Below are 24,968 nucleotides of genomic sequence, written 5' to 3'. Positions count from 1 at the left end.
GATAGCGTCCGGCCATCGCGACTTCAGTTTAGGCAGGGATAGCCGACACTCTAGCCAGTGACCGCCAAGGAGAACCGCTTTGAACCTGCACCTCAATCAGCTGAGCAAGACAGCTGACTTCAAGCAAGCCATCTATTCAGGAGACATCTTCCTGGATACCCAACTGGCTACCGCCAAGGAACTATGCGAATTCGCCAAGGAAAACATCACCGCGGCCTTCGACGGCGAGAAGAACCACCAAGCCCTGCATACCATGATGCCGGTGGAAGAGTTCGTCACCCGGGTCACCCGCCTCAAGGGCCAGTTCACCAATAGCCAGCGCGTCAAGGAATTGATCCTCGGCTTCATCCACGAAGTCGGCATCGATCCGCACGAATACATCTTCGACGTGCCACGCCTGCGTGTGGTGCCCAACTACGACTACTTGCACGCCGGCGTCAGCTACGCCTACAAACCCCATCGTGACAGCTGGTATGGCAGCGTCGACTGCCAGATCAACACCTGGATGCCGGTCTACAGCATCACTCCGGACCAGACCATGATGATCAATCCGAGCTATTTCGATAAGCCGATCCCCAACACGTCAAAGGACTGGAGCCTCAAGGACTGGATCAGCAACCAGCGCCACAAGGCCAAGGACAACCTGACCGAGGAGGTACGAGTGCACCCGGTGCCCCTGGGTGAAATCGACGCCTCATCGGAGATCCGCATCGCCGGCAACTGCGGCGAGATGCTGGTCTTCTCCGGCTCGCACCTGCACGGTACCGTCGCCAACCGCACCGACCGCACGCGCTTCAGCGTGGATTTCCGCCTGATGCACCTGGACGACCTGAAACACAATCGCGGAGCCCCCAACGTCGACAGCGCCTGCCCAGACGTTGGCTCCGGCTTCAAAGACTATTTCCACGCCCACGACTTCTCGAATTTCCAAGGATTGCACCCATGACCAAACGTCGCCTCACCCCCGCCGAAGCCGAATACAACGCCACCCGCGCCGGGGTTCTCAAACGGGTCGACGCCGAGTACGTCGCCGACGCGCCGTTCGTGTTCGCCAACCGCATCAACGTCACTGCGGCGCTGTCGCGCATGGAGCTGTTCAAGAAAGTCATGGACGTCCCCGGCGCGATCATCGAGTGCGGCGTGTACAAGGGCAACTCGCTGATGCTCTACATGCACCTGTCGATGATCCTCGAGCCCTATGCAATCAACCGCTCCATCGTCGGTTTCGACACTTTCGAAGGCTTCACCAGCATCAACAAGGATGAAGACCCGGCCGACATCAACGAGACCATGTTCTCGGACACCGACCAGTCGCTGATCCAGGACATGATCGACGCCAACGACCTGCTGCGCCCGGTCAACCGCATTCCTCGCTGCGAGCTGGTCAAGGGCGACATCTGCAAGACCGCGCCGGAGTTCGTCAAGTCGCGTCCAGACCTGGTGGTGGCCATGCTGATCCTCGACACCGACCTGTACGAGCCGACCAAGGTAGCTTTGGAAACTTTCCTGCCCTACATGCCCAAGGGCGCCATCGTGGTGCTCGACGAAGTCGCCTATCGCAACTTCCCGGGCGAGACCAAGGCCCTGCGTGAAGTGTTCGACATGAACAAGATCGAACTCAAGCGCCTGCCGTTCGACTCCTGCGTCGGCTACTTCCACATCTAAAGCCCGACCTGCCCCATGAAAAAGCCCCGCACTGGCACCAGTGCGGGGCTTTTTCATTCCTGGGACTCCTTGCCGACCTCGTACTGGCGCAGCTTGTTGGCGATGGTGGTATGGGACACCCCCAGGCGCTTGCCCAACTGCCGGCTGCTGGGAAATTCGGCGTAGAGACTTTCGAGCACGGCTTTCTCGAAGCGCCCGACGATCTGCTCCAGCCCGCCGTCCAGGGAGAACTCGCCAAGAGGCTGGCGCGCGCCATAGTCCGGCAAGCGGATGTGCTCGGCCTTGACCATGCCGCCGTCGCACAACGACACCGCCTGGAACAGTACGTTTTCCAACTGCCGGACGTTGCCCGGCCAATGGTAGTGGCTGAGCCGCTCCATGGCCGCCGGCGCCAGTTGCGGCAAGGGACAGCCGATCTGCCGGCTGGCCTGGTCGAGAAAGTGCTCCACCAGGGGCCCGAGGCCATCCAGGCACTCGCGCAGCGGCGGAATGTGCAAGGACAGCACATTGAGCCGGTGGTAGAGATCCTGGCGGAACTCACCACGGGCACAAAGCTCGGAAAGATCCAGCTGGGTGGCGCAGATCACCCGCACATCCAGGTACACCTCTTCGTCGCTGCCGACCCGGCGGAAACAGCCGTCCTGCAAAAAGCGCAGCAACTTGACCTGCAACCGCGGACTCATTTCCCCCACGCCATCGAGGAACAGGGTACCGCCCGCCGTCAACTCCAGCAGGCCCAGCTTGCCTTCCGCCCGCGCGCCTTCGAACGCCCCGGGGCCGTAACCGAACAGTTCGGTTTCGGCCATGGATTCAGGCAGCCCGGCGCAGTTCAGCGCCATCAACGGCGACTGGCCGCGCGGGCTGGCCAGGTGGCAGGCGCGGGCCAGCAGCTCCTTGCCGGTACCGGTTTCCCCTTCGATCAGCAGGGGCGCGTCCAGGGGCGCCATGCGCCGCGCCTCACGCACCACCGCGGCCATTACCTTGGAGCTCTGGAAGATACTGTCGAAGCCGCGCAGCTCCTGCTTGCGCACGTTGTAGATACGCTCGCCGACCCGGTCCGCGCGGTGCAGAGCCAGCACCGCGCCGGCCATGGCCTCGCTGTCGTCATGCTCGGACTGCAAGGGTGCGATATCCGCCAGGAATACGTCGCCCTTGACCTTGACCCGCAAACCGTTGATCCGCGACTTGTTGGCCCGCACCAGCTCCGGCAGGTCGAAATCCTCGGCATAGCGCGACAACGGGATGCCCGGCACCTCGTCCACCCGCACCCCCAGCAACTGGGCGGCGGCGCGGTTGGCAGCGACGATGGAACCGCCCATGTCGATGGACAGCACGGGAAAATCCAGGGCCCCCAGCAGCGCATTGAGCTCCATGTGCCGGCGCTCGCTGGGCATCAGCCCGACACGCTTGACCCCGAACACCCCGGCGATGGATTCGAACTTGGGCCGCAGGGCCTGGAACTGCAGGTTGATCAGGTTCGGGCAGTGCAGGTAGATGGCGTTACCATGCTCGCCGCCCACTTCGCCCCGAGCAACGTTGATGCCGTACTCCACCAGCAGATTGAGGATGTCCCGCAGGATGCCGATGCGGTTCTGGCAGTGAACTTTGATGCGCATGGAATAAAGGCCCGAAAGGAAATATGGAGGGCATAAACGCCGACGAGCGACGCTTTTGGCGCCATGGCCAGCAAAATTTCTGCTGGATGCCGCAGATAATCGTCAAGATTATGTGACAGCTTCCCCTATTTTCAAATGGTTCATCCCCAACAGTGCAGGGCCTTGGCCATATTCGTAAAGATAACTTTACGACAAAGCCATTCAAAGGCGCTCCTTCAACCACCGCCACCTGCTGCAAAGCGTCGCACCCTGGCGTATCACTGGGGTCATTCATAACAAGAACGCATCCCCTGGCAGGAGAGCAGCATGAAGCAGACGCAGTACGTGGCCCGCGAGCCCGACGCGCAAGGTTTTATCGACTATCCACCCGAAGAACACGCGGTGTGGAACACCCTGATCACTCGCCAGTTGAAAGTGATCGAGGGCCGTGCGTGCCAGGAATACCTGGACGGCATCGAGAAGCTGGGGCTGCCCCACGATCGCATTCCGCAGCTCGGCGAAATCAACAAGGTCCTGGGCGAAACCACCGGCTGGCAAGTGGCCCGGGTCCCGGCGCTGATTCCTTTCCAGACCTTTTTCGAACTGCTGGCCAGCAAGCGCTTCCCAGTCGCGACGTTCATCCGTACCCGCGAAGAACTGGACTACCTGCAGGAACCGGACATCTTCCACGAGATCTTCGGCCACTGCCCGCTGCTGACCAACCCCTGGTTCGCCGAATTCACCCACACCTATGGCAAGCTCGGCCTGCAAGCCACCAAGGAAGAACGGGTATACCTGGCCCGCCTGTACTGGATGACCATCGAGTTCGGCCTGGTGGAGACCCCAGCCGGCCGGCGCATCTATGGCGGCGGCATCCTGTCTTCGCCCAAGGAGACCGTCTACAGCCTGTCCGGGGAACCGGAGCACCAGGCCTTCGACCCGCTGGAGGCCATGCGCACGCCGTATCGCATCGACATCCTGCAGCCGATCTACTTCGTCCTGCCGGAGCTCAAGCGCCTGTTCGACCTGGCCCATGAAGACATCATGGCCCTGGTCCACCAGGGCATGCAGCTGGGCCTGCACGCACCCAAGTTTCCGCCAAAACCCAAGGCGGCCTGAGCGGCCCGCCCTCGCGAGCCGCTGCGAAAGATAGTAACGTCCACGGGCTGCGCGAAATCTCACGAGCGCAGGCAATCCCGCCTGGGACAGGTGGCAAATGGCGGTCCGGCCAGTTCGGACCGACACTTTTCGCCGACACCCGGAAGAGATTGCCCAGCGCAGCAGTTTTCCCCAGCCCGCCCCAACAAGAATCGATTTCGGGAACACACCATGACCGCTCTGAACCAAGCCCACTGCGAAGCCTGCCGCGCCGATGCCCCTCAGGTCAGCGACGAAGAACTGCCGGTGCTGATCAAGCAGATCCCTGACTGGAACATCGAAGTTCGCGACGGCGTGATGCAGCTGGAAAAAGTCTTCCTGTTCAAGAACTTCAAGTTCGCCCTGGCCTTCACCAACGCCATGGGCGAGATCTCCGAGGCCGAAGGCCACCACCCGGGGCTGCTGACCGAATGGGGCAAGGTGACCGTGACCTGGTGGAGCCACTCCATCAAGGGCCTGCACCGCAACGACTTCATCATGGCCGCCCGCACCGACGAAGTGGCCAAGACCGCAGAAGGACGCAAGTAATGCATTTCGACGCAATCGGTCGTGTGCCTGGCGACCCGATTCTCGGCCTGATGGGGGCCTACGCCAGCGACCCCAACCCGCGCAAGTTCGACCTGGGCGTGGGGGTCTACAAGGATTCCCAGGGCCTGACGCCGATCCCGCGTTCGGTGAAACTGGCCGAACAGCGCCTGGTGGAGAGCCAGGACACCAAGATCTACATCGGCGGCCACGGCGACGCGGCCTTCGGCAAGGTGATCAATGAACTGGTGCTGGGCAGCGCTTCGCCGCTCATCGTCCAGCAACGCGCCGGGGCTACCCAGACCCCAGGCGGTACCGGCGCCCTGCGCCTGAGCGCCGACTTCATCGCCCACTGCCTGCCGGGCCGTGGCGTGTGGCTGAGCGATCCGACCTGGCCGATCCACGAGACCATCTTCGCCGCGGCCGGGGTCAAGGTCAGCCACTACCCCTACGTGGGCAGTGACAACCGCCTGGACGTGGAGGCCATGCTGGCGACCCTGAACCAGGTGCCGGAAGGCGACGTGGTGCTGTTGCACGCCTGCTGCCACAACCCCACCGGCTTCGACCTGAGCCAGGCCGACTGGCAACGGGTGCTGGAGGTTGTGCGCAGCCGCAAGCTGCTGCCGCTGATCGACTTCGCCTACCAGGGCTTCGGCGATGGCCTGGAGCAGGACGCCTGGGCCGTCCGGCTGTTCGCCGCCGAGCTGCCGGAAGTGCTGATCACCAGCTCCTGCTCGAAGAACTTCGGCCTGTATCGCGACCGCACCGGCGCCCTGATCGTCTGCACCCAGGATGCCGAGAAGCTGCTGGATGTGCGCAGCCAACTGGCGCACATCGCCCGCAACCTGTGGTCCACGCCGCCGGATCACGGGGCCGCCGTGGTAGCGACCATTCTCGGCGATGCGCAGCTCAAGAGCCTCTGGAGCGATGAAGTGGAAGCCATGCGCCTGCGCATCGCGCAACTGCGTGCCGGCCTGGTGCAAGCCCTGCAACCCTATGGCCTGGCCGAGCGCTTCGCCCATATCGGCGTGCAACGCGGGATGTTCTCCTATACCGGCCTGAGCCCCGCACAGGTCCAGGAACTGCGTGAACACCACAGCGTGTACATGGTCAGTTCGGGCCGCGCCAACGTGGCCGGGATCGACGCCAGTCGCCTGGATCAGCTGGCCGAAGCCATCGCCCGAGTCGTCTAGCCAAGGGCTTGCCGGCGAGGATGGCCCTGGCGCCTCCTCGCCGGCGATCGGCTCTCGATGAACATCCTTTCATCCTGAAAAATGCGATAAAAATCTTTTTGTCATTTCCAGTGCTGTATCCTGCCCAGGCTTTTTAAAAGCGCGGAGCTACCCAGCGATTTAAAAAACAGACTTTGCGAGGAGCAACGATATGCACGAGATCCCGAATCTCCCCTTCCCGAGCCTGCACGAAACTGAGCAGACAACCCCGCCGCAAACCAGTGCCGAACAGCCTGCTGCGAAAGAAGCCGCCGACAGCCGCAAGGCCGACAGCGAAGACTGAAGAAGCTGTAGCCAGACAGTGTGGAAAGCGCTACTCAAGCGCTTTCCACACCGCCTGAACCCTCTCCCGAGCCCTCGATGACCGATACCTTCGACGAAACCCAGGCCAACGCACTGATTGGCACCACGCAGCAGATGATCGAGGTATGGAACCGCCTCACCCCGGAAAAACAAGCCGCCCTGCTGGCTCGTTTCGGTACCCGGGAAAACGCCCTCGCCGCCCTGGTCACCACCCGCCTGCTGGGCAGCCAGGACACCTGAGCTTGTACCCGAGCCCATGGGGCACATCGATTTCTTCCCCTGCACCCGCCCTTGCACCGGTATCATGAGCAGCCTATCTATCTAGCTGCAGTAGCGGACCCCTTCCCATGCCAGATACCCAGCGCCCCTTGGCGGTCACGCTGCAAGTCGTTTCCATCGTCCTGTTCACCTTCATCGGCTACCTGAATATCGGCATCCCCCTGGCGGTGCTTCCCGGCTACGTCCATAGCGACCTGGGCTTCGGCGCGGTGATCGCCGGCCTGGTGATCAGCGTGCAATACCTGGCCACCCTCCTCAGCCGCCCCTACGCGGGGCGCATCATCGACAACCAGGGCAGCAAGCGCGCGGTGATGTACGGCCTCGTGGGCTGCGGCCTGAGCGGCGTGTTCATGCTGGCTTCGGCCTGGCTGCAAGCATGGCCGGTCCTGAGCCTGGCGAGCCTGCTGCTGGGGCGCCTGGTACTGGGCAGCGCGGAAAGCCTGGTGGGTTCGGGCTCCATCGGCTGGGGCATCGGCCGGGTCGGCGCGCAGAATACCGCCAAGGTGATTTCCTGGAATGGCATCGCCAGCTACGGCGCACTGGCCATCGGCGCGCCCCTGGGCGTGATGCTGGTCGACCGCCTGGGGCTGTGGAGCATGGGCGTGAGCATTATTCTGCTGGCCGTGCTGGGCCTGCTGCTGGCCTGGCCCAAGGTCGCCGCGCCCATCGTCGCCGGCGAACGCCTGCCGTTCATCCACGTGCTGGGCAAGGTGTTCCCCCACGGCTGCGGGCTGGCCCTGGGCTCCATCGGCTTTGGCACCATCGCCACCTTCATCACCCTCTACTACGCCACCCGGGACTGGTCCAACGCAGTGCTGGCCCTGAGCCTGTTCGGCGCCAGCTTCATCGGTGCGCGGCTGCTGTTCGGCAACCTGATCAACCGTCTCGGCGGCTTTCGCGTGGCGATCGCCTGCCTGTCGGTGGAGACCCTGGGACTGTTGCTGCTGTGGCTGGCCAGCGACGCCCACTGGGCCCTGGCCGGCGCGGCGCTGAGCGGCTTCGGGTTCTCCCTGGTATTCCCGGCCCTGGGCGTCGAGGCGGTGAACCTGGTGCCCGCCTCCAGCCGAGGCGCAGCGGTCGGTGCCTATTCACTGTTCGTCGACCTGTCGCTGGGCATCACCGGGCCGCTGGCCGGGGCGATCGCTGCCAGCACAGGCTTTGCCTCGATCTTCCTGTTCGCCGCCCTGGCCTCTTGCAGCGGGCTGTTGCTGAGCCTGTACCTGTATCGCCAGGCACCACGACAGCGCCAGGACCGTAGCGCGACCTAGAAATCCACCTTGCCGCGCCCAGCCTTGATGTTGCCCCGCTTGGCCTTGCCTTCCAGGCGACGCTTCTGCGAACCCAGGGTCGGCTTGGTCGGGCGGCGCTTCTTCTGCACCTTGATGGCGCCCTGGATCAACTCCACCAGGCGCAACAGCGCATCGGCGCGGTTCTGCTCCTGGGTGCGGTATTGCTGGGCCTTGAGAATCACCACCCCGTCGCTGGTGATCCGGCTGTCACTCAGCGCCAACAGGCGCTCCTTGTAGAAGGGCGGCAGGGATGAGGCGGGAATGTCGAAGCGCAGGTGCACGGCGCTGGACACCTTGTTGACGTTCTGCCCACCGGCGCCCTGGGCGCGAATGGCAGTCAGCTCGATCTCGGCATCGGGCAGATGCACGTTGTTGGAAATCACCACCATGGAACAGGAATCCTTTTTAGCGGCCCACAGGATACGCCCATTCCCCCGCCATTGCGCCGGAGCCAGAAATGACAAACCCGGCCGAGGCCGGGTCTGTCGAGGCAGCGAGGGCACTTATTTCAGCGCGGAACCGGCGGCCTGCAGCGGCTGCTGGGCAGCACGCTTGTTCTTGATGCTATAGCAGACCCACATGAAGACCAGCCACACCGGAATCGCGTACACCGAAACCTGGATGCCGGGGATCATCAGCATGATGCCCAGGATGAATACCACGAACGCCAGGCAGATGTAGTTGCCATAGGGATACCACAGGGCCTTGAACAGCGAGGTCTGGCCTGTGCGGTCCATGTGCTGGCGGAATTTGAAGTGCGAGTAGCTGATCATCGCCCAGTTGATCACCAGGGTCGCCACCACCAGTGACATCAGCAGCTCCAGGGCATGCTGCGGGATCAGGTAGTTGAGCACCACCGCGACGAAGGTCACCACCGCCGAGGCGAGGATCGAACGCACCGGCACGCCGCGCTTGTCGATCTTGGCCAGGCCCCGCGGGGCATCGCCCTGCTCGGCCATGCCCAGCAGCATGCGGCTGTTGCAATAGGTGCCGCTGTTGTACACCGACAGCGCCGCGGTCAGGACCACGAAGTTGAGGATGTGCGCCGCGGTGTTGCTGCCCAGCATCGAGAACACCTGGACGAACGGGCTGCCGCTATAGGCATCGCCGGAAGCATTGAGGGTAGTCAGCAGGGAATCCCAGGGAGTCAGCGACAGCAGCACCACCAGGGCACCGATGTAGAAGATCAGGATGCGGTAGATCACCTGGTTGATCGCCTTGGGGATCACGGTCTTCGGCTTGTCGGCCTCGGCCGCGGTGAAACCGAGCATCTCCAGGCCACCGAAGGAAAACATGATGATCGCCATGGCCATCACCAGGCCGCTGACACCATTGGGGAAGAAGCCGCCATGGGACCACAGGTTGCTCACCGACGCCTGCGGGCCGCCATGGCCGCTGACCAACAGGTAGCTGCCCAGGGCGATCATGCCGACGATCGCCGCTACCTTGATGATGGCGAACCAGAACTCGGCCTCGCCGAAGACCTTGACGTTGGCCAGGTTGATGGCGTTGATCAGGACGAAGAACGCGGCTGCCGAGGCCCAGGTCGGGACATCCGGCCACCAGTAGTGGATGTACTTGCCGACCGCGGTCAGCTCCGACATGCCCACCAGGATATAGAGGATCCAGCAGTTCCAGCCGGAGAGGAAACCGGCGAAGCCGCCCCAGTACTTGTGGGCGAAGTGGCTGAAGGAACCGGCTACCGGCTCCTCGACGATCATCTCGCCCAGTTGGCGCATGATCATGAAGGCGATGAAGCCGCAAATGGCGTAGCCGAGGATCATCGCCGGCCCGGCGGACTTGAGCACCCCGGCCGACCCCAGGAACAAGCCGGTACCGATTGCGCCACCCAGGGCGATCAATTGGATATGGCGATTTTTCAGGCCGCGTTTCAGCTCGCCTGACTGCGAGTTTTGTCCACTCATGAAAACTTTCTCACGCAAGGTTTGATGATATTTGCAGACGTTGCCGCCCGGTGAAGGCTTAAGCGGCGCGGATCAAACCCCAGCGCAGGCACCAGAAGTTCAGCGTTTCTTTAACGGTCATGCGTCACCTGTTTGTTTTTATCTGTGACGAAATCGAACCCATCACGCTCGTGACGCGACGGAATGAACAAGGTGGATAACCTTGAGTTATTGGTTCTGTGCAGGTGTTTCCAAGGCTATGCAGGCAGGCTGGAAACCGCTGTCCAGACGCAAAATGCGCGGGTACGCAGTGGGGCCACAGTTAAAACGCCGGGCATTGTACACCCCTGACCCCCTGCCGCCAGACATCGCTATATCAGCGTGCCGGTAACCGGGATCTTGCGTGGCCTGCTCGATGCTCGGCATCGGCGGCGAAAAATGAGACGGACCGAGTGGGGTCGTCGATGGAAAAGCGACGGTCGACGCTCTTCGAAGGGGATCGATGGAAGTCGGTTACGGCGTTCATTGCGCCTCCTTCTTGTTATGCACCTGTACGCAGGCAGGTGTACATCTCACCTGCCCGAGGGGCCTGGAACAAGCGGGCCAGAGCCCTTGGCGGACCATGACGGGCGGCCCTGCGGAAGATTTTCCTTACAGGCTCAGAGCGATCTCCTATCCACGGGGCAAAGCGCCGCATTTCGTAAACAATCCTTTACAAGCCGTAACGTAGATTTGCCATTCCGCTACCAGGCCTGGACCGACTGCAAATTGACGCTAGTGCGCCCGAGCCGAGAGAAGTTGCCTAGGATTCTGTTTTCCGGGGTGAATTTTTCCAGGCGAAATAGAAAATAAAGTTCATCAGAAAATAATCTAATTATTTTTTTGCACTTCAAAACACCCTGGTCTAGGTTTCCAGCCACTTGCCGGCTCAGTCACCCGGCAAGCACGAGGAACGAATGGGCGGCTTCGGCAACCATCCCGTTCACTGCTGTCGATCCGTTCCACCATGGACTGCCAAGCGCAATGTCATTCAGGAGAAGCACCATGCAAGCACTGGAACAAGAGCTGGAAACCGAACTGCAACTGGACGACTGGTTCGAAGCTGCAACCCACGATGCGGCCGTGGAAATGATGCAAGCCGATGCCGTGGTGCCGTTCGGCACCGCCATGTGGCCGATGTAAGGCGTCCGCGGACCGGAGCAGGCCCTGCCTGCTCCGGTCATCTTTGTCCTACAGGGAGGTTTTATGGACCAGACTCGCGCCATCCGTCATTTCCTGTACTACCTGGAACGGCACCCGGCCCTCAACGGCCTGGCAACCGCCAAGGTACTGATCGGCCATACCGCCGAGTACCAGGCCATGACCCTGGCCATCATCGAACAAGCCCGCCAGGCCACGCCGCTGACCATCAGTGCCCTGCGCCTGGACCTGGAGCCGGCCGAGAACCTCGTCCGGGCCATCACCGAATGTGACCTGTACATTTTTTTCTACGACTCCTCGACCCTGCCCCAGCCGCGTCCCGACGGTCCGGAGTTCCTCCGTCCGCTCCATGGACTGATGGCCGAGCACTGGAAGAAATCCTTGCTGTTCAAGGACTACGGCGAGTACTTCTACGACACCTTCAGCGTCGAACCCCAGCGAATCGCCGACCTCAACGCCACCCTGATCCGCCGCCTGTCCCAGGCCAGCATCCTGAGCTTCAGCGACCCCCTGGGGTCGTACTTCGAGGCGCCACTTCAGACGGTGAAGAAGTGGACGGATATCAATGGCGTGGGCAACTACGACCTGGCGCCGGGCGAGATCGCCACCCACAGCGACGAGATCAATGGCCATGTGAAGTTCCTCGGCACCTTCCTCAGCACCATCCCCTTCGCCCGTAAATACGGGATCCTGCAGGTGCCGCTGGAGCTGTGGATCGAGAACTCGAGCATCCGCGAGGTGGCGAGCCAGGTGCCCGGCCTGGTCAACGACTTCAACAAGTACCTGGATGCCAACCCGTCGAACCGGCGCATCGAGGAACTGGGTATCGGCACCAACGAAGGCATCAAGTCGCTGTATGGGCGCAACTCCGGCTTCGAAGAACGCCATTGCGGGCTGCACCTGGGCCTGGGCGGTGGCGCCAAGGGTAGCCACCACCTGGACCTGATCTTCAGCTCCGGGGTACTGGCAGCGGACCGCAAGCCGGTATTCAACGGTCAGTTCGCCTTCTAGCTCGGCAAAACCGGCCAGGATTGCAGGCAAAAAAACGCCAACCCTAAGGTTGGCGTTGTTTCATTCCGGGATGGGCTTATTCCGGCTTGCGTCGACCGAAACCCGGACGCTGGCCGCCACCGGCCGGAGCACCACGGCGCTTGCCCGAGGGTGCATCCTGGTCCAGGCCCGGGCTTGGGCGCTTGGACTTCGGCGCAGGACGCTTGGTATCCGCCGGGCGTTCGGCCACCGGAGTTCCACGGCCGGCTGCCGGGCGCGGGGCCCGTGGAGCGCGCTCGCCATCCTGGCGGCCAGCCGGCTTGCGGCCAGGGCGTTCGGCTTCCAGTTGCGGCTCGCGCGGGGCACGCGGGGCGACCGGGGCACCATTGGCCGGACGCAGGGTACGCACACGCTCGCCCTTGGCCATCGGCCGCGAGGATTTGCGCTGCATGCGCTCCAGCCGGTCCTTGGACTTGGCATTGAGCTGCGGCATGGCTACCGGCGTCAGGCCGACTTCGGCGCTGAGCACATCGACTTCGTACTGGCTCATTTCGCGCCAGCGGCCCATGGGCAGGTCGGAGTTGAGGAACACCGGGCCGAAACGCACGCGCTTCAGGCGGCTGACCACCAGGCCCTGGGATTCCCACAGGCGGCGCACTTCACGGTTGCGACCTTCCATCACCACGCAGTGGTACCAGTGGTTGAAGCCTTCGCCGCCGGGAGCTTGCTGGATATCGGTGAACTTGGCCGGACCGTCTTCGAGCATGACGCCCGCCTTGAGGCGCTCGATCATCTCGTCATCCACCTCGCCACGCACCCGTACCGCATATTCACGGTCCATCTCGAAAGAGGGGTGCATCAGGCGGTTGGCCAGTTCGCCGTCGGTGGTGAACATCAGCAGGCCGGTGGTGTTGATGTCCAGGCGGCCGATATTGATCCAGCGGCCTTCGCGCGGGCGCGGCAACTTGTCGAATACGGTCGGGCGGCCTTCCGGGTCGTCGCGGGTGCAGATCTCGCCGTCGGGCTTGTTGTACATGATCACGCGGCGCACCGACTCGGCGGCCTCTTCGCGCTTGACCACCTTGCCATCGATGGAAATGGCATCGTGCAGGTCGACGCGCAGGCCCAGGGTGGCCTCCACGCCGTTGACCTTGATCCGGCCCTGGCTGATCCAGGCCTCGACGTCGCGGCGCGAGCCGACGCCGATGCGGGCGAGGACTTTCTGCAGCTTCTCGCCGGCTGGACGGATTTCCTGGTCGTTCTGGTCTTTGTCGCTCATCTGGGCACCTCCCGGTGTGTCGCTTCAGGCCGAGCAGCCTGAAGGCATGGAAACAGGTTCTATGGCGATGGGCTCGCCAAAAGGTGGCGAATCATACGCTGATGGCGGCCGTTGCGCATCACAGACTAGTCGATCATCGGCCATCGTGGCGCTTTTCCGCTGGCCGGCGGCCGCGCGTCAATCCTCCAGCAGGCGCCGCTCTTGCTCGATCGCCTCGGCCAGGGCCCGGGCTTCGGCTTCTTCTTCGCTCAGCTGGGGTTCCAGGGCCGCCACGGCGGCCAGCAGCTTGGCCCGGGCCTCGGCGACACCCAGCACATCGCCCCCTGGCGCCTCGGGCGACTCGTCCGCCGGGAAGTCCGCCAGAGGCTCCAGCGGCTCACCGCTGGCAGGTTCAGGCGGTTCGCCAGCAACGGTTGCACTCGGCTCCTGCGCCTCGTGAAGCTCGTCCTGCTCGGGATCGTCACGGTGCAGATCGTCGAAATCGGTCTTGAGCCCTTCTTCCATGGAGTCCAGCTCCAGCAACAAGGTATGGAAGCTGGTTTCCTCCTGGGGCGGCTCGGGCTCGGCGCTGGCGTCGGCCAGTTGCTGCAGATGCTCGGGCACCGGCGCATCGTCGAACTCCAGCACCGGCTCGGCTTCCATCTCGCGCAGCTCGGCCAGCGGCGGCAGCTCGTCGAGGCTCTTGAGGTTGAAGTGATCGAGAAAGGCCTTGGTGGTGGCGAACATCGCCGGCTTGCCAGGCACGTCGCGATACCCCACCACTCGAATCCACTCGCGCTCGATCAGGGTCTTGACGATGTTGCTGTTGACCGCCACACCGCGCACATCCTCGATCTCGCCGCGGGTGATGGGCTGGCGGTAGGCGATCAGCGCCATGGTTTCCAGCAACGCCCGGGAATAGCGCTGGGGCCGCTCTTCCCAGAGACGACCGACCCAGGGAGCGAACTTCTCGCGGATCTGCAGGCGATAGCCGGAGGCCACCTCCTTGAGCTCGAAGGCCCGCCCTTCACAGGACTTGCCCAATAGCGCCAGGGCCTTCTTGAAGACCGCCGGGTCAGGCCGCTCGGCCTCCTCGAACAGCTCGTAGAGCCGCTCCAGGGACTGGGGCTTTCCCGAGGCCAACAGGAAGGCTTCGAGCAGGGAGGCCAGCTCGCGGGGTTCGTTCAGATTCATGATTTAAGCTCGTTATTCGGCTCGCGCCCGTACGTGGATGGCCGCAAAGGGCTCGTTCTGCACCAGCTCGACCAGGGACTCCTTCACCAGTTCGAGGATCGCCATGAAGGTCACCACCACCCCCAGGCGCCCTTCCTCGGCGCTGAACAGCTCGACGAAGGGCACGAAACCGCCGCCCTTGAGGCGTTCCAGCACATCGCTCATGCGCTCCCGGGTGGACAGGGCCTCGCGGCTGACCTGGTGGCTCTCGAACATGTCGCCCCGGCGCAAGACCTCGGCCATGGACATCAGCACCTCTTCCAGCGCCACGTCCGGCAACAGCTTGCGCACCTGGGCCTGGGGCGCATCGAGCTTGGGCACCAGCACCTCGCGACCGACCCGGCTCAACTCGTCGATGCCTTCGGCGGCGGCCTTGAAGCGCTCGTATTCCTGCAGGCGGCGGATCAGCTCGGCGCGGGGGTCCTGTTCTTCTTCCTCGATCTCGGCCGAACGCGGCAAGAGCATGCGCGACTTGATCTCGGCCAACATGGCCGCCATCACCAGGTACTCGGCCGCCAGCTCCAGGCGCACCGACTGCATCAGCTCCACGTAGCCCATGTACTGGCGGGTGATTTCCGCCACCGGGATATCGAGAATGTCGATGTTCTGCTTGCGAATCAGGTACAGCAGCAAGTCCAGCGGGCCCTCGAAGGCTTCGAGGAAGACCTCCAGGGCATCGGGCGGGATGTACAGGTCCAGGGGCATTTCCATGACCGCCTGGCCGTAGACCATGGCGAATGGCAGCTCCTGCTGGGCGCCGGCCTGCTCGTCGACGGTTTCCACTGCGGACATCTAGGCCTCGGCCATGAAGGGCGCTGGATCGCCGCAACCGACGCGGATCACTTGCGGCTCGCCGTCGGCGAGGCTGATCACCGTGGAGGATTCGGTGCTGCCGAAACCACCGTCGATGATCAGGTCCACCTGGTGCTCCAGCAACTGGCGCATCTCGTGCGGGTCGCTCAAGGCCTCGGTATCGCCGGGCATAATCAGGCTGACGCTCATCAGCGGCTCGCCCAGTTCGGCCAGCAACGCCAGGGCGATGGGATTGCTCGGCACCCGCAGGCCGATGGTGCGGCGCTTGGGATGCAACAGCAGGCGCGGCACTTCACGGGTGGCATTGAGGATGAAGGTATAGGGCCCGGGCACATGGGCCTTGAGCAGGCGGAAGGTGCCGGTATCGATCTTGGCGAACAGCCCCAGTTGCGAGAGATCGCTGCAGATCAATGCAAAGTTGTGCTTGTCGTCCAGTTGGCGCAGGCGTCGTACCCGCTCGATCGCGCCCTTGTCGCCCATCTGGCAGGCAACGGCGTAGGACGAATCCGTGGGATAGATCACCACACCGCCGCCACGAATGATCTCCACGGCCTGCTTGATCAGGCGTGGCTGGGGGTTTTCCGGGTGGATCTGGAAAAATTGACTCACTGTCTCTACCTGCTCAGGCGGCAATAATTGGCTCATGCTTGAACCGACACCAAAGTGGCGGCAGGTCCTCGGGGACCGGGCGGTACTCACCGATCTCGGACCAGCCCCCCGGGCCATGGAAGTCACTGCCGGCGCTGACCAGCAGTCCGAATTCACGGGCAAGGATGGACAGGCTGCCCACTTGCTCCGCTGGTTGGTGACCATTGACCACCTCGATGGCGTGGCCACCGGCTTGAATATAGTCGGCAATCAGCCGGCGACGCTTGCTGCGGGTGAAATCGTAGTGCCAGGGATGGGCCAGGCTGACCCAGGCGCCGGCCTCGCGCAGGGTGGCGACGGTTTCCTCCAGGGTCGGCCAGTGCTGCTTGACGTCCCCCAGCTTGCCGGCACCAAGCCATTTGCGAAACGCCTCGGCACGATCCTTGACGAAACCCGCACGCACTAGATAGTCGGCGAAATGCGGGCGAGCCGGGGCATTACCGCTGTCGCCCAGCTCCTGCTGGATCGCCCGGGCGCCCTCCAGGCCCCCCGACATGCCCTTGAGGGCGAGCTTGCGGCTGATTTCCTCGGCACGCAGCCAACGCCCTTCATGCAGCTTGCCAATGGCCTCCACCAGCGCCGGGGCCTCGACGTCGAAGCCATACCCCAATACGTGAATGGTTGCACCGCCCCAAGTGCAGGACAGTTCGACACCGTTGACCAACTGCATGCCCAGCTCCCGGGCGGCGGCGCGCGCCTCGGCCAGGCCCTCGACGGTATCGTGGTCGGTCAGGGACAGGATTCGCACACCTTTCTCGTACGCCCGGGCCACCACCGCCGCGGGCGCCAGGGCGCCGTCGGAGGCCGTGCTATGGCAGTGCAAATCAATGTTCACGGGACGGTAAAACCTCGAATCAGCTGGCGCTTTCGCTACCTGGGATGTTTGTTATTATGCCGACACATCCTGCTTCTGGCTGCCACTGTGAAACAATTCATCGACTTCATCCCGCTGTTCCTGTTCTTCATCGTCTACAAAATCGACCCTCGCGTCGTCGACCTCGCCGGTCACGAAGTCACCCTGGGCGGCATCTACAGCGCCACGGCGGTGCTGATCATCAGTTCCCTGGTGGTCTACGGAGCGCTGTTCATCTCCCAGCGCAAGCTGGAGAAAAGCCAGTGGCTGACCCTGATCGCCTGCCTGGTATTCGGCAGCCTGACCCTGGCCTTCCACAGCGAAACCTTCCTCAAGTGGAAAGCCCCGGTGGTCAACTGGCTGTTCGCCCTGGCCTTCATCGGCAGCCACTTCATCGGCGACAAACTGCTGATCAAGCGCATCATGGGCCATGCCCTGAGCCTGCCGGACGCAGTCTGGACCCGCTTGAACATCGCCTGGATCGCGTTCTTCCTGTTCTGTGGCGCGGCCAACCTGTTCGTCGCCTTCACCTTCCAGAGCATCTGGGTCGACTTCAAGGTATTCGGCAGCCTGGGCATGACCGTACTGTTCCTGGTGGGCCAGGGTATCTACCTGTCGCGCCATCTGCATGACACCGACTCCACCACTCCGAAAACCGAGGACTGACATGCTTTACGCAATTATTGCCACTGACGTCGCCAACTCCCTGGAAAAACGCCAGGCCGCGCGCCCGGCGCACCTGGAGCGCCTGAAGCAGCTCCAGGCCGAGGGTCGGGTGGTGCTGGCCGGCCCGCATCCAGCGGTGGACAGCGAAGATCCGGGCGCAGCGGGCTTCACCGGCAGCCTGATCGTCGCCCAGTTCGATTCCCTGGCCGCCGCCCAGGCCTGGGCCGAGGCCGATCCGTTCGTGACCGCTGGCGTCTATGGCAACGTTCTGGTCAAGCCCTTCAAGCAATCCATGCCGTAACCCCCTCCCACGCGGTGAACCTTCCCGGTTCATCGCGTTCTCAATCGCTCATTATTCTCGTTTGACGGCCGACAACCTGCCCAACATCCGATTGGAATCAGGAGTTTCGATGCGCCAAGGTCCGTTGTGCCTGTTGTTGGTCATGTTGTCGATCGGGGCCCCGGCCCTCGCCGAGGAAACCCAGGAAGGCGGGTACTCCACGCCGCTGTCCCTGAGCGCTGGTAGCCAGATCACCGAGCTGCAGCAACGCTTGAAGGAAAGCGAGCGCCAGCGCGAGGAATTGAGCAAACAGCTGCAAAGTGCCGATGCCGAACGGGAAAGCCCACAACTGGCCCGCTTGCGCCAGGAGAACCAGCGCCTCAAGCTGCAACTCAAGGAGGCCCAGGCCAACCCGACGCCGCGCCTCTTGACCGAACAGCAGCAATGGTTCATCACCGGCGGCGGCGTGGCCCTCATCGCCCTGCTCTGCGGTATCTTTGCCAGTGGCGGGCACCGCAGACGTCGACAATGGCTAAATTGAGTGATTCATGAGCGACCTGTTACTGATTGATGATGACCAGGAGCTGTGCGAGCTCCTGAGCAGCTGGCTGAGCCAGGAAGGCTTCCAGGTTCGCGCCTGCCATGACGGCCTCAGCGCCCGCCGGGCTCTGGCCGACCACACACCGGCGGCCGTGGTGCTGGATGTGATGCTGCCCGATGGCAGCGGCCTGGAACTGCTCAAGCAACTGCGCAACGACCACCCCGAACTGCCGGTGCTGATGCTCTCGGCCCGTGGCGAACCCCTGGACCGTATCCTCGGCCTGGAGCTGGGCGCCGACGACTACCTGGCCAAGCCCTGCGATCCTCGCGAACTCACCGCCCGCCTGCGTGCCGTGCTGCGCCGTAGCCACCCGGTAGCAGCCTCCAGCCAGCTGGAACTGGGCGACCTGTGCTTCAGCCCGGTACGCGGAGTGGTCACCCTAGACGGCCAGGACATCAGCCTGACGGTTTCCGAAAGCCGCCTGCTCGAAGCATTGCTCAAGCAACCGGGCGAGCCCCTGGACAAGCAGGAACTGGCGCAGATCGCCTTGGGTCGCAAGCTGACCCTGTACGACCGCAGCCTGGACATGCACGTGAGCAACCTGCGCAAGAAGATCGGCCCCCATCCTGACGGCCGCCCCCGGATCGTCGCCCTACGCAGCCGCGGCTACTACTACAGCCTCTAGCCACTGGCCCGTACGCCTGGCTACGGGGTCGCCGTCCCGGAACAAGCGACAACGTCACCTAGGCGGTTTTGTCAGGAGGCCGGCCTCGCGTCTTTACCCAAGCTTTACCCTCAGCTGACCGCCGCTGACCTTGATGTGCGTAACCTGAACTCATCCGGAACCGACCGGGAATGAGACAAGGAGACACACCATGCGCAAGACCCTGATCGCCCTGATGTTCGCCGCCGCCCTGCCGACCGTGGCCATGGCCATGCCCGAAGGCAACGGCCCCATGGGCCCGATGGATGGCCCACGGCATAGCGAGCACATGCGTGGCAAAGGCCCCTGGAGCCAGCTGGACCTGAGCCGCGAACAGCGCCAGCAGATCGGCAAGCTGATGGGCGAGCAAATGCACGAACGCAAGGCGCTCGTGGAGAAATACCTGGAGAAACTCTCCCCGGCCGACCAGAAGGCCATGAAGGACGAGCTGGCCGCCAAGCACCAGAAGACCCAGGCCGATATCCGCGCCCTGCTAAAGCCTGAACAACAGAAGCAGTTCGACGCCAACCTCAAGAAACAGGAAGAACGCCGCGCCGAATGGGCCCAGTTCAAGGCCTGGAAAGCGCAACAGCCGCAAAAAGCGCAATAATGCGCTAGCGTCCCCACCAGCCCAGTGGCCCCGCCACTGGGCTTCGTGCATTCAAGGAGTCTTTGTGCGTTCATTGTTCTGGCGTGTCCTGGCCAGCTTTTGGCTGGCCATTGCCCTGGTTGCCGGGCTGTCGATCCTGCTGGGCCACATGCTCAACCAGGACGCCTGGATCCTCAGCCGCCACCCGGGCCTGAACAACCTTGCCGAGCAATGGACGCAGACCTACGAGGAACAAGGCGAAGACGCTGCCCAGGAAGTCCTCCAGCAGCGCAAGCGCCAATATCACATCGACGTCCAGGTGCTCAACGAAAGCGGCGACCCGGTGGTACGCGGCACCTTCCCACGCCGCGCGGCCGCCTTCGAGGCACGACAGAACAACGATGACCGACGCCTGCCCTGGCGCCGCCTGACAGCCGAATACACCAGCCCGCGAACCGACGACACCTACCTGTTCATCTACCGCATTCCGCACCCTGAACTGAACGCCTGGCATCGCGACAGCCTCACCTGGCCCCTCAGCGCCCTGGCCATCGCCCTGGTGGTGCTGACCCTGTTCAGCCTGCTGGTGACGCTATCGATTACCCGCCCCCTGAGCCGCCTGCGAGGCGCGGTGCACGACCTGGGCCAGACTACCTACCAGCAGAACAGCCTGGCCCGCCTGGCCAACCGCCGTGACGAATTTGGCGTGCTGGCCCGAGACTTCAACCGCATGGGTTCGCGCCTGCAGGGGCTGATCGGCAGCCAGCGCCAACTGCTGCACGACGTATCCCATGAACTGCGCTCGCCCCTGGCACGCCTGCGCATCGCCCTGGCGCTGGCGGAACGGGCCGCGCCCCAGGAGCGCGAACAGCTCTGGCCGCGACTGACCCGTGAATGCGATCGCCTGGAAGCCTTGATCAGCGAGATCCTGGTCCTGGCCCGGGTCGATGCCGACAACGCCAGTGCCGAGCAGGTGGACCTCAATGCCCTGCTCCTGGCCTTGCAGAAAGACGCACAGCTGGCTTGCTCCGAGCAACTGGTACAGATCGAGGCCCAGCCCCAGCTGCAAATACGTGGTTGGCCCACCCTGCTCGAACGGGCCCTGGACAACCTGCTGCGCAATGCCCAGCGCTTCAACCCCGCCGGGCAACCGATCGAGGTCCAGGCCCGGCGCCAGGGCGAACGAATCCTGATCAGCGTGCGCGACCATGGCCCCGGGGCGCCCGAGGAGTACCTGGCCCAGCTGGGCGAGCCGTTCTTCCGTGCCCCCGGGCAAAGCGCCGCCGGGCACGGCCTGGGCCTGGCCATCGCGCGCCGCGCGGCAGAGCGCCACGGCGGCAGCCTGGTCCTGGACAACCATGCCCAGGGCGGTTTCATCGCCACCCTGGAACTGCCGCTGGTGCCCGGCGCCGTGGTCCAGGCCTGAATGCACAACGGGCAAGTCGTTGCCACCAGAGCCGATGACGACGTACTTGCCCGCTGGTAACGCGAGATCGCTGGAGCCGGTCAGGCCTTGGCGGTCCAGGCGCTGACGAACTCGCTGGTATCGACTTTGGGCGCGATCCGCGGCTCGTTCAGTGGTGTCCCCAGATACAGGAAGGCGATGACTTCTTCCCCTTCAGCCAAGCCCAGGCCCTTGGCCACATGGGGCGAGTAGGACAGCTCGCCGGTACGCCACACGGCGCCGATGCCCTGGGCGTAGGCCGCCAGCAGGATGCCATGGGCCGCACAGCCCGCAGCCAGCAGTTGCTCGCTGCGGGGCACTTTGAAGTGCTCTTGCAAGCGGGCGACCACCACGACCACCAGGGGCGCGCGCAGCGGCATGGCGCGGGCCTTGTCCACCGCCGCCTGGGTCACTTCGCCGCCCTGCAGTTGCACCGCCTCGACCAGCAGCTCGCCCAGGCTGTCGCGCGCCTCGCCCTCCACCGTCAGGAACCGCCAGGGCCGCAGCTGACCGTGATCGGGAGCACGCAGGGCCGCGGCGAACAGCGCCTCACGCTGCTGCGCGTTGGGAGCAGGCTCCACCAGGCGTGGCACGGAAACACGGTTGAGCAAAGCGTCGAGAGCCTCCATCGGCCACCTCCTTGGAAAAAATGTCCGGCTATTCTAGCGGTATCCGCTAACCGGATGCCTGGTTTACATGCCCTGCCTCGCAGGTAGAATGAGCGCCTTTCTCTTCCAGCCCGAGCTGAACACATGGCGTTGCCGACCCTCAGGATCATTGGTTTCATCATCGGCATCTTCCTGATCACCCTGGCCATCGCCATGGTCGTGCCCATGGCGACGCTGGTGATCTTCGAGCGCACCGGCGACTTGCCGTCGTTCCTCTGGGCCAGCCTGATCACCTTCATCGCCGGCCTGGCCCTGGTGCTCCCGGGGCGGCCCGAGCATGTGCACCTGCGCCCCAGGGACATGTACCTGCTGACCGTCTCCAGCTGGGTGGTGGTGTGCATCTTCGCCGCCTTGCCGTTCCTGCTGACCCAGCACATCAGCTACACCGACTCGTTCTTCGAGAGCATGTCCGGCATCACGGCCACCGGCTCCACGGTGCTCAGCGGGCTGGACGACATGTCCCCGGGGATCCTGATCTGGCGTTCGTTGCTGCACTGGCTGGGAGGCATCGGCTTCATCGGCATGGCGGTGGCGATCCTACCGCTGCTGCGCATCGGTGGCATGCGCCTGTTCCAGACCGAATCCTCGGACCGCTCGGAGAAGGTCATGCCGCGCTCGCACATGGTGGCCCGGCTGATCGTCGCCACCTACGTGGGCATCACCATCATCGGCAGCCTGGCGTTCTGGTGGGCCGGGATGAACGTGTTCGATGCCATCAACCATGCCATGTCGGCAATTTCCACCGGCGGCTTCTCCACCTCGGACGAATCCCTGGCCCACTGGAAGCAACCAGCGGTGCACTGGGTGGCCGTGCTGGTGATGATCCTCGGCAGCCTGCCGTTCACCCTGTACGTGGCCACCCTGCGTGGCAACCGCCGGGCGCTGCTCAAGGACCAGCAAGTCCAGGGGCTGCTGGCCATGCTGCTGGTGACCTGGCTGGTACTGGGCACCTGGTACTGGTGGACCACCAACCTGCATTGGCTCGATGCCCTGCGCCACGTGGCGCTGAACGTGACCTCGGTAGTCACTACCACCGGATTCGCCCTGGGCGACTACAGCCTGTGGGGCAATTTCTCGCTGATGCTGTTCTTCTACCTGGGTTTCGTCGGTGGCTGCTCGGGTTCTACCGCCGGCGGGATCAAGATCTTCCGCTTCCAGGTGGCCTACATCCTGCTCAAGGCCAACCTCAACCAGCTGATCCACCCTCGGGCGGTGATCAAGCAGAAGTACAACGGTCATCGCCTGGACGAGGAAATCGTCCGCTCGATCCTGACTTTTTCGTTCTTCTTCGCCATCACCATCTGCGTGATCGCCCTGGCTTTGTCGCTGCTGGGCCTGGACTGGATGACCGCCCTGACCGGCGCCGCCAGCACCGTTTCCGGCGTAGGCCCGGGCCTCGGGGAAACCATCGGCCCGGCGGGCAACTTCTCTACCCTGCCGGATGCCGCCAAGTGGATCCTGTCCCTGGGCATGCTCCTGGGGCGCCTGGAGATCATCACGGTGTTCGTGTTGTGTATTCCGGCGTTCTGGCGTCATTGACCGAGGCCGGCAACTCCGCCAGCCGCGCCCGGTACTCGCCGGGCGTGGCATCGAACCAGCGGCGGAAGGCCCGGAAGAAGTTGCTCGGATCGGCGAACCCCAACAGATAGGCGATCTCCAGCAACGTCATGTTCGGCTGCGCCAGGTACTGCTCGGCCAGTTCCCGGCGCGTGTCGTCGAGCAGCGCCTGGAAGCTGGTGCCCTCTTCCTGCAGGCGACGCTGCAAGGTGCGCTGGGACAGGTGCAGGATCTGCGCCACCCGCTCGCGCTTGGGCTCGCCCTGGGGCAACAGGCGGCATAGCACCTGGCGCGCCTTGTGGGTCACCCGGCTTTCGGAGAAACGCGCCAGGTACTCGCCGGCAAACCGGTCGTGCAGCTGGGCCATGGCCTCGTTGGCAGTGGGCAACGTGCTCTCCATGTCGGCCCGCTCGAAGATCAGCGCATCGAAGGGCGCGGCGAACATCAGCGGCGCATGGAACATGTCCTTGTAGGGCTGGGTGTCCTCGGGTTGCGGTCCCTGCAGCATCACCTTGCGTGGCCGCAGGTCACGGCCGGTGAGCCAGCCGCACAGGGCCAGGGCGCAGGCCAGGGACGCCTCGGCGCTCTGCCGGGTCGGCGGCAGGTGGTCGCCATGCACCGTGAGGATCAACGCATAACCTTCAGGCAACAGGCGAAAGCTCAGGTCGGCGCTTTCGGCAATGATCCGCTGGTAGCGCACCAGGCGCTGGAAACCCTCGGCCAGGGTCCGGCTCGACATCAGGGCATAACCGGCCACATTGAAGGATGCCGGGCGCACCACCTTGCCCATGTTCAAACCGATCGCCGGGTTGCCGGACAGCTCCACCGCCCGCAGCCACAACCGGGTCATGGAGTCCTGGGTGAAACGCGCGTCCGGATCTTCCAGGGCGGCATAGTCGAGCCCCAGTTGCTCGAACAGGACACGACAATCCAGGCCATCCATTTCCAGGGCCTTGACGATTCCCAGGGTCCAGCTCGCCGACGTGGTTCGTTCGCTCATGGGGGCTTCTTACATGATGAGCCGCAGGTAACGGCCAATTTCGCAAGGATACTAAAGTGGCGCCTATTGTCACTGGCCGCTGCGGCCCGGGGCTCTAGACTCAGGTAGGCCCCTTGCAGAACACCCGCTCACATAACAACAAGCACCGAGACCGCAGCCATGGAAAACGTCCGCCAGTTCCACAGCTTCGCCGAGTTCTACCCCTATTACCTGAGCGAGCACAGCGACAGCACCTGCCGCCGCCTGCACTTCATCGGCACCACCCTGGTGATCTTCCTCCTGGCCCTGGCCATCGGCAAAGGTGCCTGGCTGTTGCTGCTGGCCTTGCCGGTGGCGGGTTACGGCTTCGCCTGGGTCGGGCATTTCTTCTTCGAGAAGAACCACCCCGCGACCTTCCAGCATCCGCTGTACAGCCTGCTGGGCGATTTCGTCATGTACCGCGACATGCTGCTGGGCAAGGTGCCCTTCTAGACCGGGCCGCTGCCCGAGGGGAAATGTTGCAGCAAAGGTAGCGCCAGCCTCGTCGCCGCCAGGTTGCTGCGCTAAATAGCTTCAGGACGGGCTGCCCGAGCCGG

Annotated in this window: 28 protein-coding genes; 18 read left to right on the top strand and 10 right to left on the bottom strand. The window is 63.6% G+C overall.

What is annotated here, in order from left to right; all coding sequences use genetic code 11:
* The first annotated feature begins 79 nt into the window (after nucleotides 1–79).
* Nucleotides 80–946, top strand: a complete 867-nt coding sequence (locus AC3WK8_RS11045; protein WP_103324856.1) for a phytanoyl-CoA dioxygenase family protein — start codon at nucleotides 80–82, stop codon at nucleotides 944–946.
* Nucleotides 943–1,665: a TylF/MycF/NovP-related O-methyltransferase gene (locus AC3WK8_RS11040; protein WP_103324857.1), complete on the top strand. Its 723-nt coding sequence runs from the start codon at nucleotides 943–945 to the stop codon at nucleotides 1,663–1,665. Before AC3WK8_RS11045 ends, AC3WK8_RS11040 begins: the two co-directional genes overlap by 4 nt.
* A 53-nt stretch (nucleotides 1,666–1,718) precedes the next feature.
* Here AC3WK8_RS11040 and AC3WK8_RS11035 read toward each other — a convergent pair whose 3' ends face one another.
* Nucleotides 1,719–3,281: a sigma-54-dependent transcriptional regulator gene (locus tag AC3WK8_RS11035; RefSeq protein WP_103324858.1), complete on the bottom strand. Its 1,563-nt coding sequence runs from the start codon at nucleotides 3,279–3,281 to the stop codon at nucleotides 1,719–1,721.
* A 306-nt stretch (nucleotides 3,282–3,587) separates the two neighbouring features.
* On the opposite strand from AC3WK8_RS11035, the gene phhA reads away from it, so the two are divergent.
* The 6 genes from phhA to AC3WK8_RS11005 all read left to right on the top strand — a co-directional run bounded on the left by phhA (nucleotide 3,588) and on the right by AC3WK8_RS11005 (nucleotide 8,025).
* Nucleotides 3,588–4,379, top strand: a complete 792-nt coding sequence (gene phhA, locus AC3WK8_RS11030; protein WP_022643007.1) for a phenylalanine 4-monooxygenase — start codon at nucleotides 3,588–3,590, stop codon at nucleotides 4,377–4,379.
* A gap of 210 nt (nucleotides 4,380–4,589) precedes the next feature.
* Nucleotides 4,590–4,946 carry a 4a-hydroxytetrahydrobiopterin dehydratase gene (locus tag AC3WK8_RS11025; protein WP_007930096.1) on the top strand — a complete coding sequence of 119 codons (357 nt, stop codon included), beginning with the start codon at nucleotides 4,590–4,592 and terminating at the stop codon, nucleotides 4,944–4,946.
* Complete coding sequence (locus tag AC3WK8_RS11020) at nucleotides 4,946–6,136, top strand: amino acid aminotransferase (RefSeq protein WP_085595925.1); 1,191 nt, start codon at nucleotides 4,946–4,948, stop codon at nucleotides 6,134–6,136. The genes AC3WK8_RS11025 and AC3WK8_RS11020 overlap by 1 nt, the downstream gene beginning before the upstream one ends.
* Nucleotides 6,137–6,326: 190 nt before the next feature.
* Nucleotides 6,327–6,458 carry a hypothetical protein gene (locus AC3WK8_RS11015; RefSeq protein ID WP_022643005.1) on the top strand — a complete coding sequence of 44 codons (132 nt, stop codon included), beginning with the start codon at nucleotides 6,327–6,329 and terminating at the stop codon, nucleotides 6,456–6,458.
* 77 nt (nucleotides 6,459–6,535) lie between these two features.
* Entirely contained in the window at nucleotides 6,536–6,718 is a 183-nt protein-coding gene (locus AC3WK8_RS11010) for a hypothetical protein (RefSeq protein ID WP_022643004.1), read from the top strand.
* Nucleotides 6,719–6,825: 107 nt separating this feature from the next.
* Complete coding sequence (locus AC3WK8_RS11005; protein ID WP_085595927.1) at nucleotides 6,826–8,025, top strand: MFS transporter; 1,200 nt, start codon at nucleotides 6,826–6,828, stop codon at nucleotides 8,023–8,025.
* Here the strand turns inward: AC3WK8_RS11005 and arfB are convergent.
* Nucleotides 8,022–8,435, bottom strand: a complete 414-nt coding sequence (arfB, locus tag AC3WK8_RS11000) for an alternative ribosome rescue aminoacyl-tRNA hydrolase ArfB (protein ID WP_103324859.1) — start codon at nucleotides 8,433–8,435, stop codon at nucleotides 8,022–8,024. The two genes, AC3WK8_RS11005 and arfB, sit on opposite strands and share 4 nt — an antisense overlap.
* A gap of 114 nt (nucleotides 8,436–8,549) precedes the next feature.
* Nucleotides 8,550–9,971, bottom strand: a complete 1,422-nt coding sequence (locus AC3WK8_RS10995) for an amino acid permease (protein ID WP_085595931.1) — start codon at nucleotides 9,969–9,971, stop codon at nucleotides 8,550–8,552.
* Between the two features lie 1,023 nt (nucleotides 9,972–10,994).
* Here AC3WK8_RS10995 and AC3WK8_RS10990 point away from each other — a divergent pair.
* Together AC3WK8_RS10990 and AC3WK8_RS10985 are read left to right on the top strand one after the other, a co-directional pair.
* A complete protein-coding gene (locus AC3WK8_RS10990) occupies nucleotides 10,995–11,132 on the top strand; it encodes a hypothetical protein (RefSeq protein WP_022643000.1) in 138 nt (45 codons plus the stop codon).
* Between the two features lie 63 nt (nucleotides 11,133–11,195).
* Nucleotides 11,196–12,161 (top strand): M29 family metallopeptidase, encoded by a 966-nt coding sequence (locus AC3WK8_RS10985; RefSeq protein ID WP_103324860.1) that lies wholly within the window; start codon nucleotides 11,196–11,198, stop codon nucleotides 12,159–12,161.
* Nucleotides 12,162–12,237: 76 nt separating this feature from the next.
* Here AC3WK8_RS10985 and rluB read toward each other — a convergent pair whose 3' ends face one another.
* The 5 genes from rluB to AC3WK8_RS10960 all read right to left on the bottom strand — a co-directional run bounded on the left by rluB (nucleotide 12,238) and on the right by AC3WK8_RS10960 (nucleotide 16,927).
* The gene (gene rluB / locus AC3WK8_RS10980; RefSeq protein WP_022642998.1) at nucleotides 12,238–13,419 is read right to left on the bottom strand and encodes a 23S rRNA pseudouridine(2605) synthase RluB; all 1,182 of its coding nucleotides are present in this window, start codon (nucleotides 13,417–13,419) and stop codon (nucleotides 12,238–12,240) included.
* Between the two features lie 177 nt (nucleotides 13,420–13,596).
* Nucleotides 13,597–14,592: an SMC-Scp complex subunit ScpB gene (gene scpB, locus AC3WK8_RS10975; RefSeq protein ID WP_103324861.1), complete on the bottom strand. Its 996-nt coding sequence runs from the start codon at nucleotides 14,590–14,592 to the stop codon at nucleotides 13,597–13,599.
* Nucleotides 14,593–14,604: 12 nt separating this feature from the next.
* Nucleotides 14,605–15,423, bottom strand: a complete 819-nt coding sequence (locus AC3WK8_RS10970) for a segregation and condensation protein A (RefSeq protein ID WP_022642996.1) — start codon at nucleotides 15,421–15,423, stop codon at nucleotides 14,605–14,607.
* Complete coding sequence (locus tag AC3WK8_RS10965; protein ID WP_031321142.1) at nucleotides 15,424–16,053, bottom strand: L-threonylcarbamoyladenylate synthase; 630 nt, start codon at nucleotides 16,051–16,053, stop codon at nucleotides 15,424–15,426.
* 13 nt (nucleotides 16,054–16,066) lie between these two features.
* A complete protein-coding gene (locus AC3WK8_RS10960) occupies nucleotides 16,067–16,927 on the bottom strand; it encodes a PHP domain-containing protein (protein WP_103324862.1) in 861 nt (286 codons plus the stop codon).
* Between the two features lie 87 nt (nucleotides 16,928–17,014).
* On the opposite strand from AC3WK8_RS10960, the gene AC3WK8_RS10955 reads away from it, so the two are divergent.
* From AC3WK8_RS10955 to AC3WK8_RS10930, 6 genes are all read left to right on the top strand, one after another.
* The gene (locus tag AC3WK8_RS10955) at nucleotides 17,015–17,611 is read left to right on the top strand and encodes a septation protein A (RefSeq protein WP_022642993.1); all 597 of its coding nucleotides are present in this window, start codon (nucleotides 17,015–17,017) and stop codon (nucleotides 17,609–17,611) included.
* A 1-nt stretch (nucleotide 17,612) separates the two neighbouring features.
* Nucleotides 17,613–17,912 (top strand): YciI family protein, encoded by a 300-nt coding sequence (locus tag AC3WK8_RS10950; RefSeq protein WP_022642992.1) that lies wholly within the window; start codon nucleotides 17,613–17,615, stop codon nucleotides 17,910–17,912.
* 109 nt (nucleotides 17,913–18,021) lie between these two features.
* Entirely contained in the window at nucleotides 18,022–18,432 is a 411-nt protein-coding gene (locus AC3WK8_RS10945; RefSeq protein ID WP_022642991.1) for an SH3 domain-containing protein, read from the top strand.
* A 7-nt stretch (nucleotides 18,433–18,439) separates the two neighbouring features.
* Entirely contained in the window at nucleotides 18,440–19,117 is a 678-nt protein-coding gene (locus AC3WK8_RS10940; protein WP_022642990.1) for a response regulator transcription factor, read from the top strand.
* Between the two features lie 190 nt (nucleotides 19,118–19,307).
* Nucleotides 19,308–19,745 (top strand): Spy/CpxP family protein refolding chaperone, encoded by a 438-nt coding sequence (locus AC3WK8_RS10935; protein ID WP_053135142.1) that lies wholly within the window; start codon nucleotides 19,308–19,310, stop codon nucleotides 19,743–19,745.
* Between the two features lie 64 nt (nucleotides 19,746–19,809).
* Nucleotides 19,810–21,150, top strand: coding sequence for a sensor histidine kinase (locus AC3WK8_RS10930; protein ID WP_103324863.1), 1,341 nt, complete (start codon nucleotides 19,810–19,812; stop codon nucleotides 21,148–21,150).
* A gap of 80 nt (nucleotides 21,151–21,230) precedes the next feature.
* Here AC3WK8_RS10930 and AC3WK8_RS10925 read toward each other — a convergent pair whose 3' ends face one another.
* Nucleotides 21,231–21,797 (bottom strand): nitroreductase family protein, encoded by a 567-nt coding sequence (locus AC3WK8_RS10925; protein ID WP_085595941.1) that lies wholly within the window; start codon nucleotides 21,795–21,797, stop codon nucleotides 21,231–21,233.
* A 123-nt stretch (nucleotides 21,798–21,920) separates the two neighbouring features.
* Here AC3WK8_RS10925 and AC3WK8_RS10920 point away from each other — a divergent pair, with 123 nt between their 5' ends.
* Nucleotides 21,921–23,375 (top strand): TrkH family potassium uptake protein, encoded by a 1,455-nt coding sequence (locus AC3WK8_RS10920; protein ID WP_053135149.1) that lies wholly within the window; start codon nucleotides 21,921–21,923, stop codon nucleotides 23,373–23,375.
* Here AC3WK8_RS10920 and AC3WK8_RS10915 read toward each other — a convergent pair.
* A complete protein-coding gene (locus AC3WK8_RS10915) occupies nucleotides 23,332–24,393 on the bottom strand; it encodes an AraC family transcriptional regulator (RefSeq protein WP_085595943.1) in 1,062 nt (353 codons plus the stop codon). The genes AC3WK8_RS10920 and AC3WK8_RS10915 overlap by 44 nt on opposite strands.
* 159 nt (nucleotides 24,394–24,552) lie before the next feature.
* Here AC3WK8_RS10915 and AC3WK8_RS10910 point away from each other — a divergent pair, with 159 nt between their 5' ends.
* Complete coding sequence (locus AC3WK8_RS10910) at nucleotides 24,553–24,864, top strand: Mpo1-like protein (protein WP_103324864.1); 312 nt, start codon at nucleotides 24,553–24,555, stop codon at nucleotides 24,862–24,864.
* The last annotated feature ends 104 nt before the right edge of the window (nucleotides 24,865–24,968 follow it).

Source organism: Pseudomonas sp. FW507-12TSA (genome assembly GCF_058781435.1).
The sequence above is the reverse complement of the archived record's forward strand: the minus strand, read 5'-3'. Positions and strand labels throughout refer to the sequence as shown.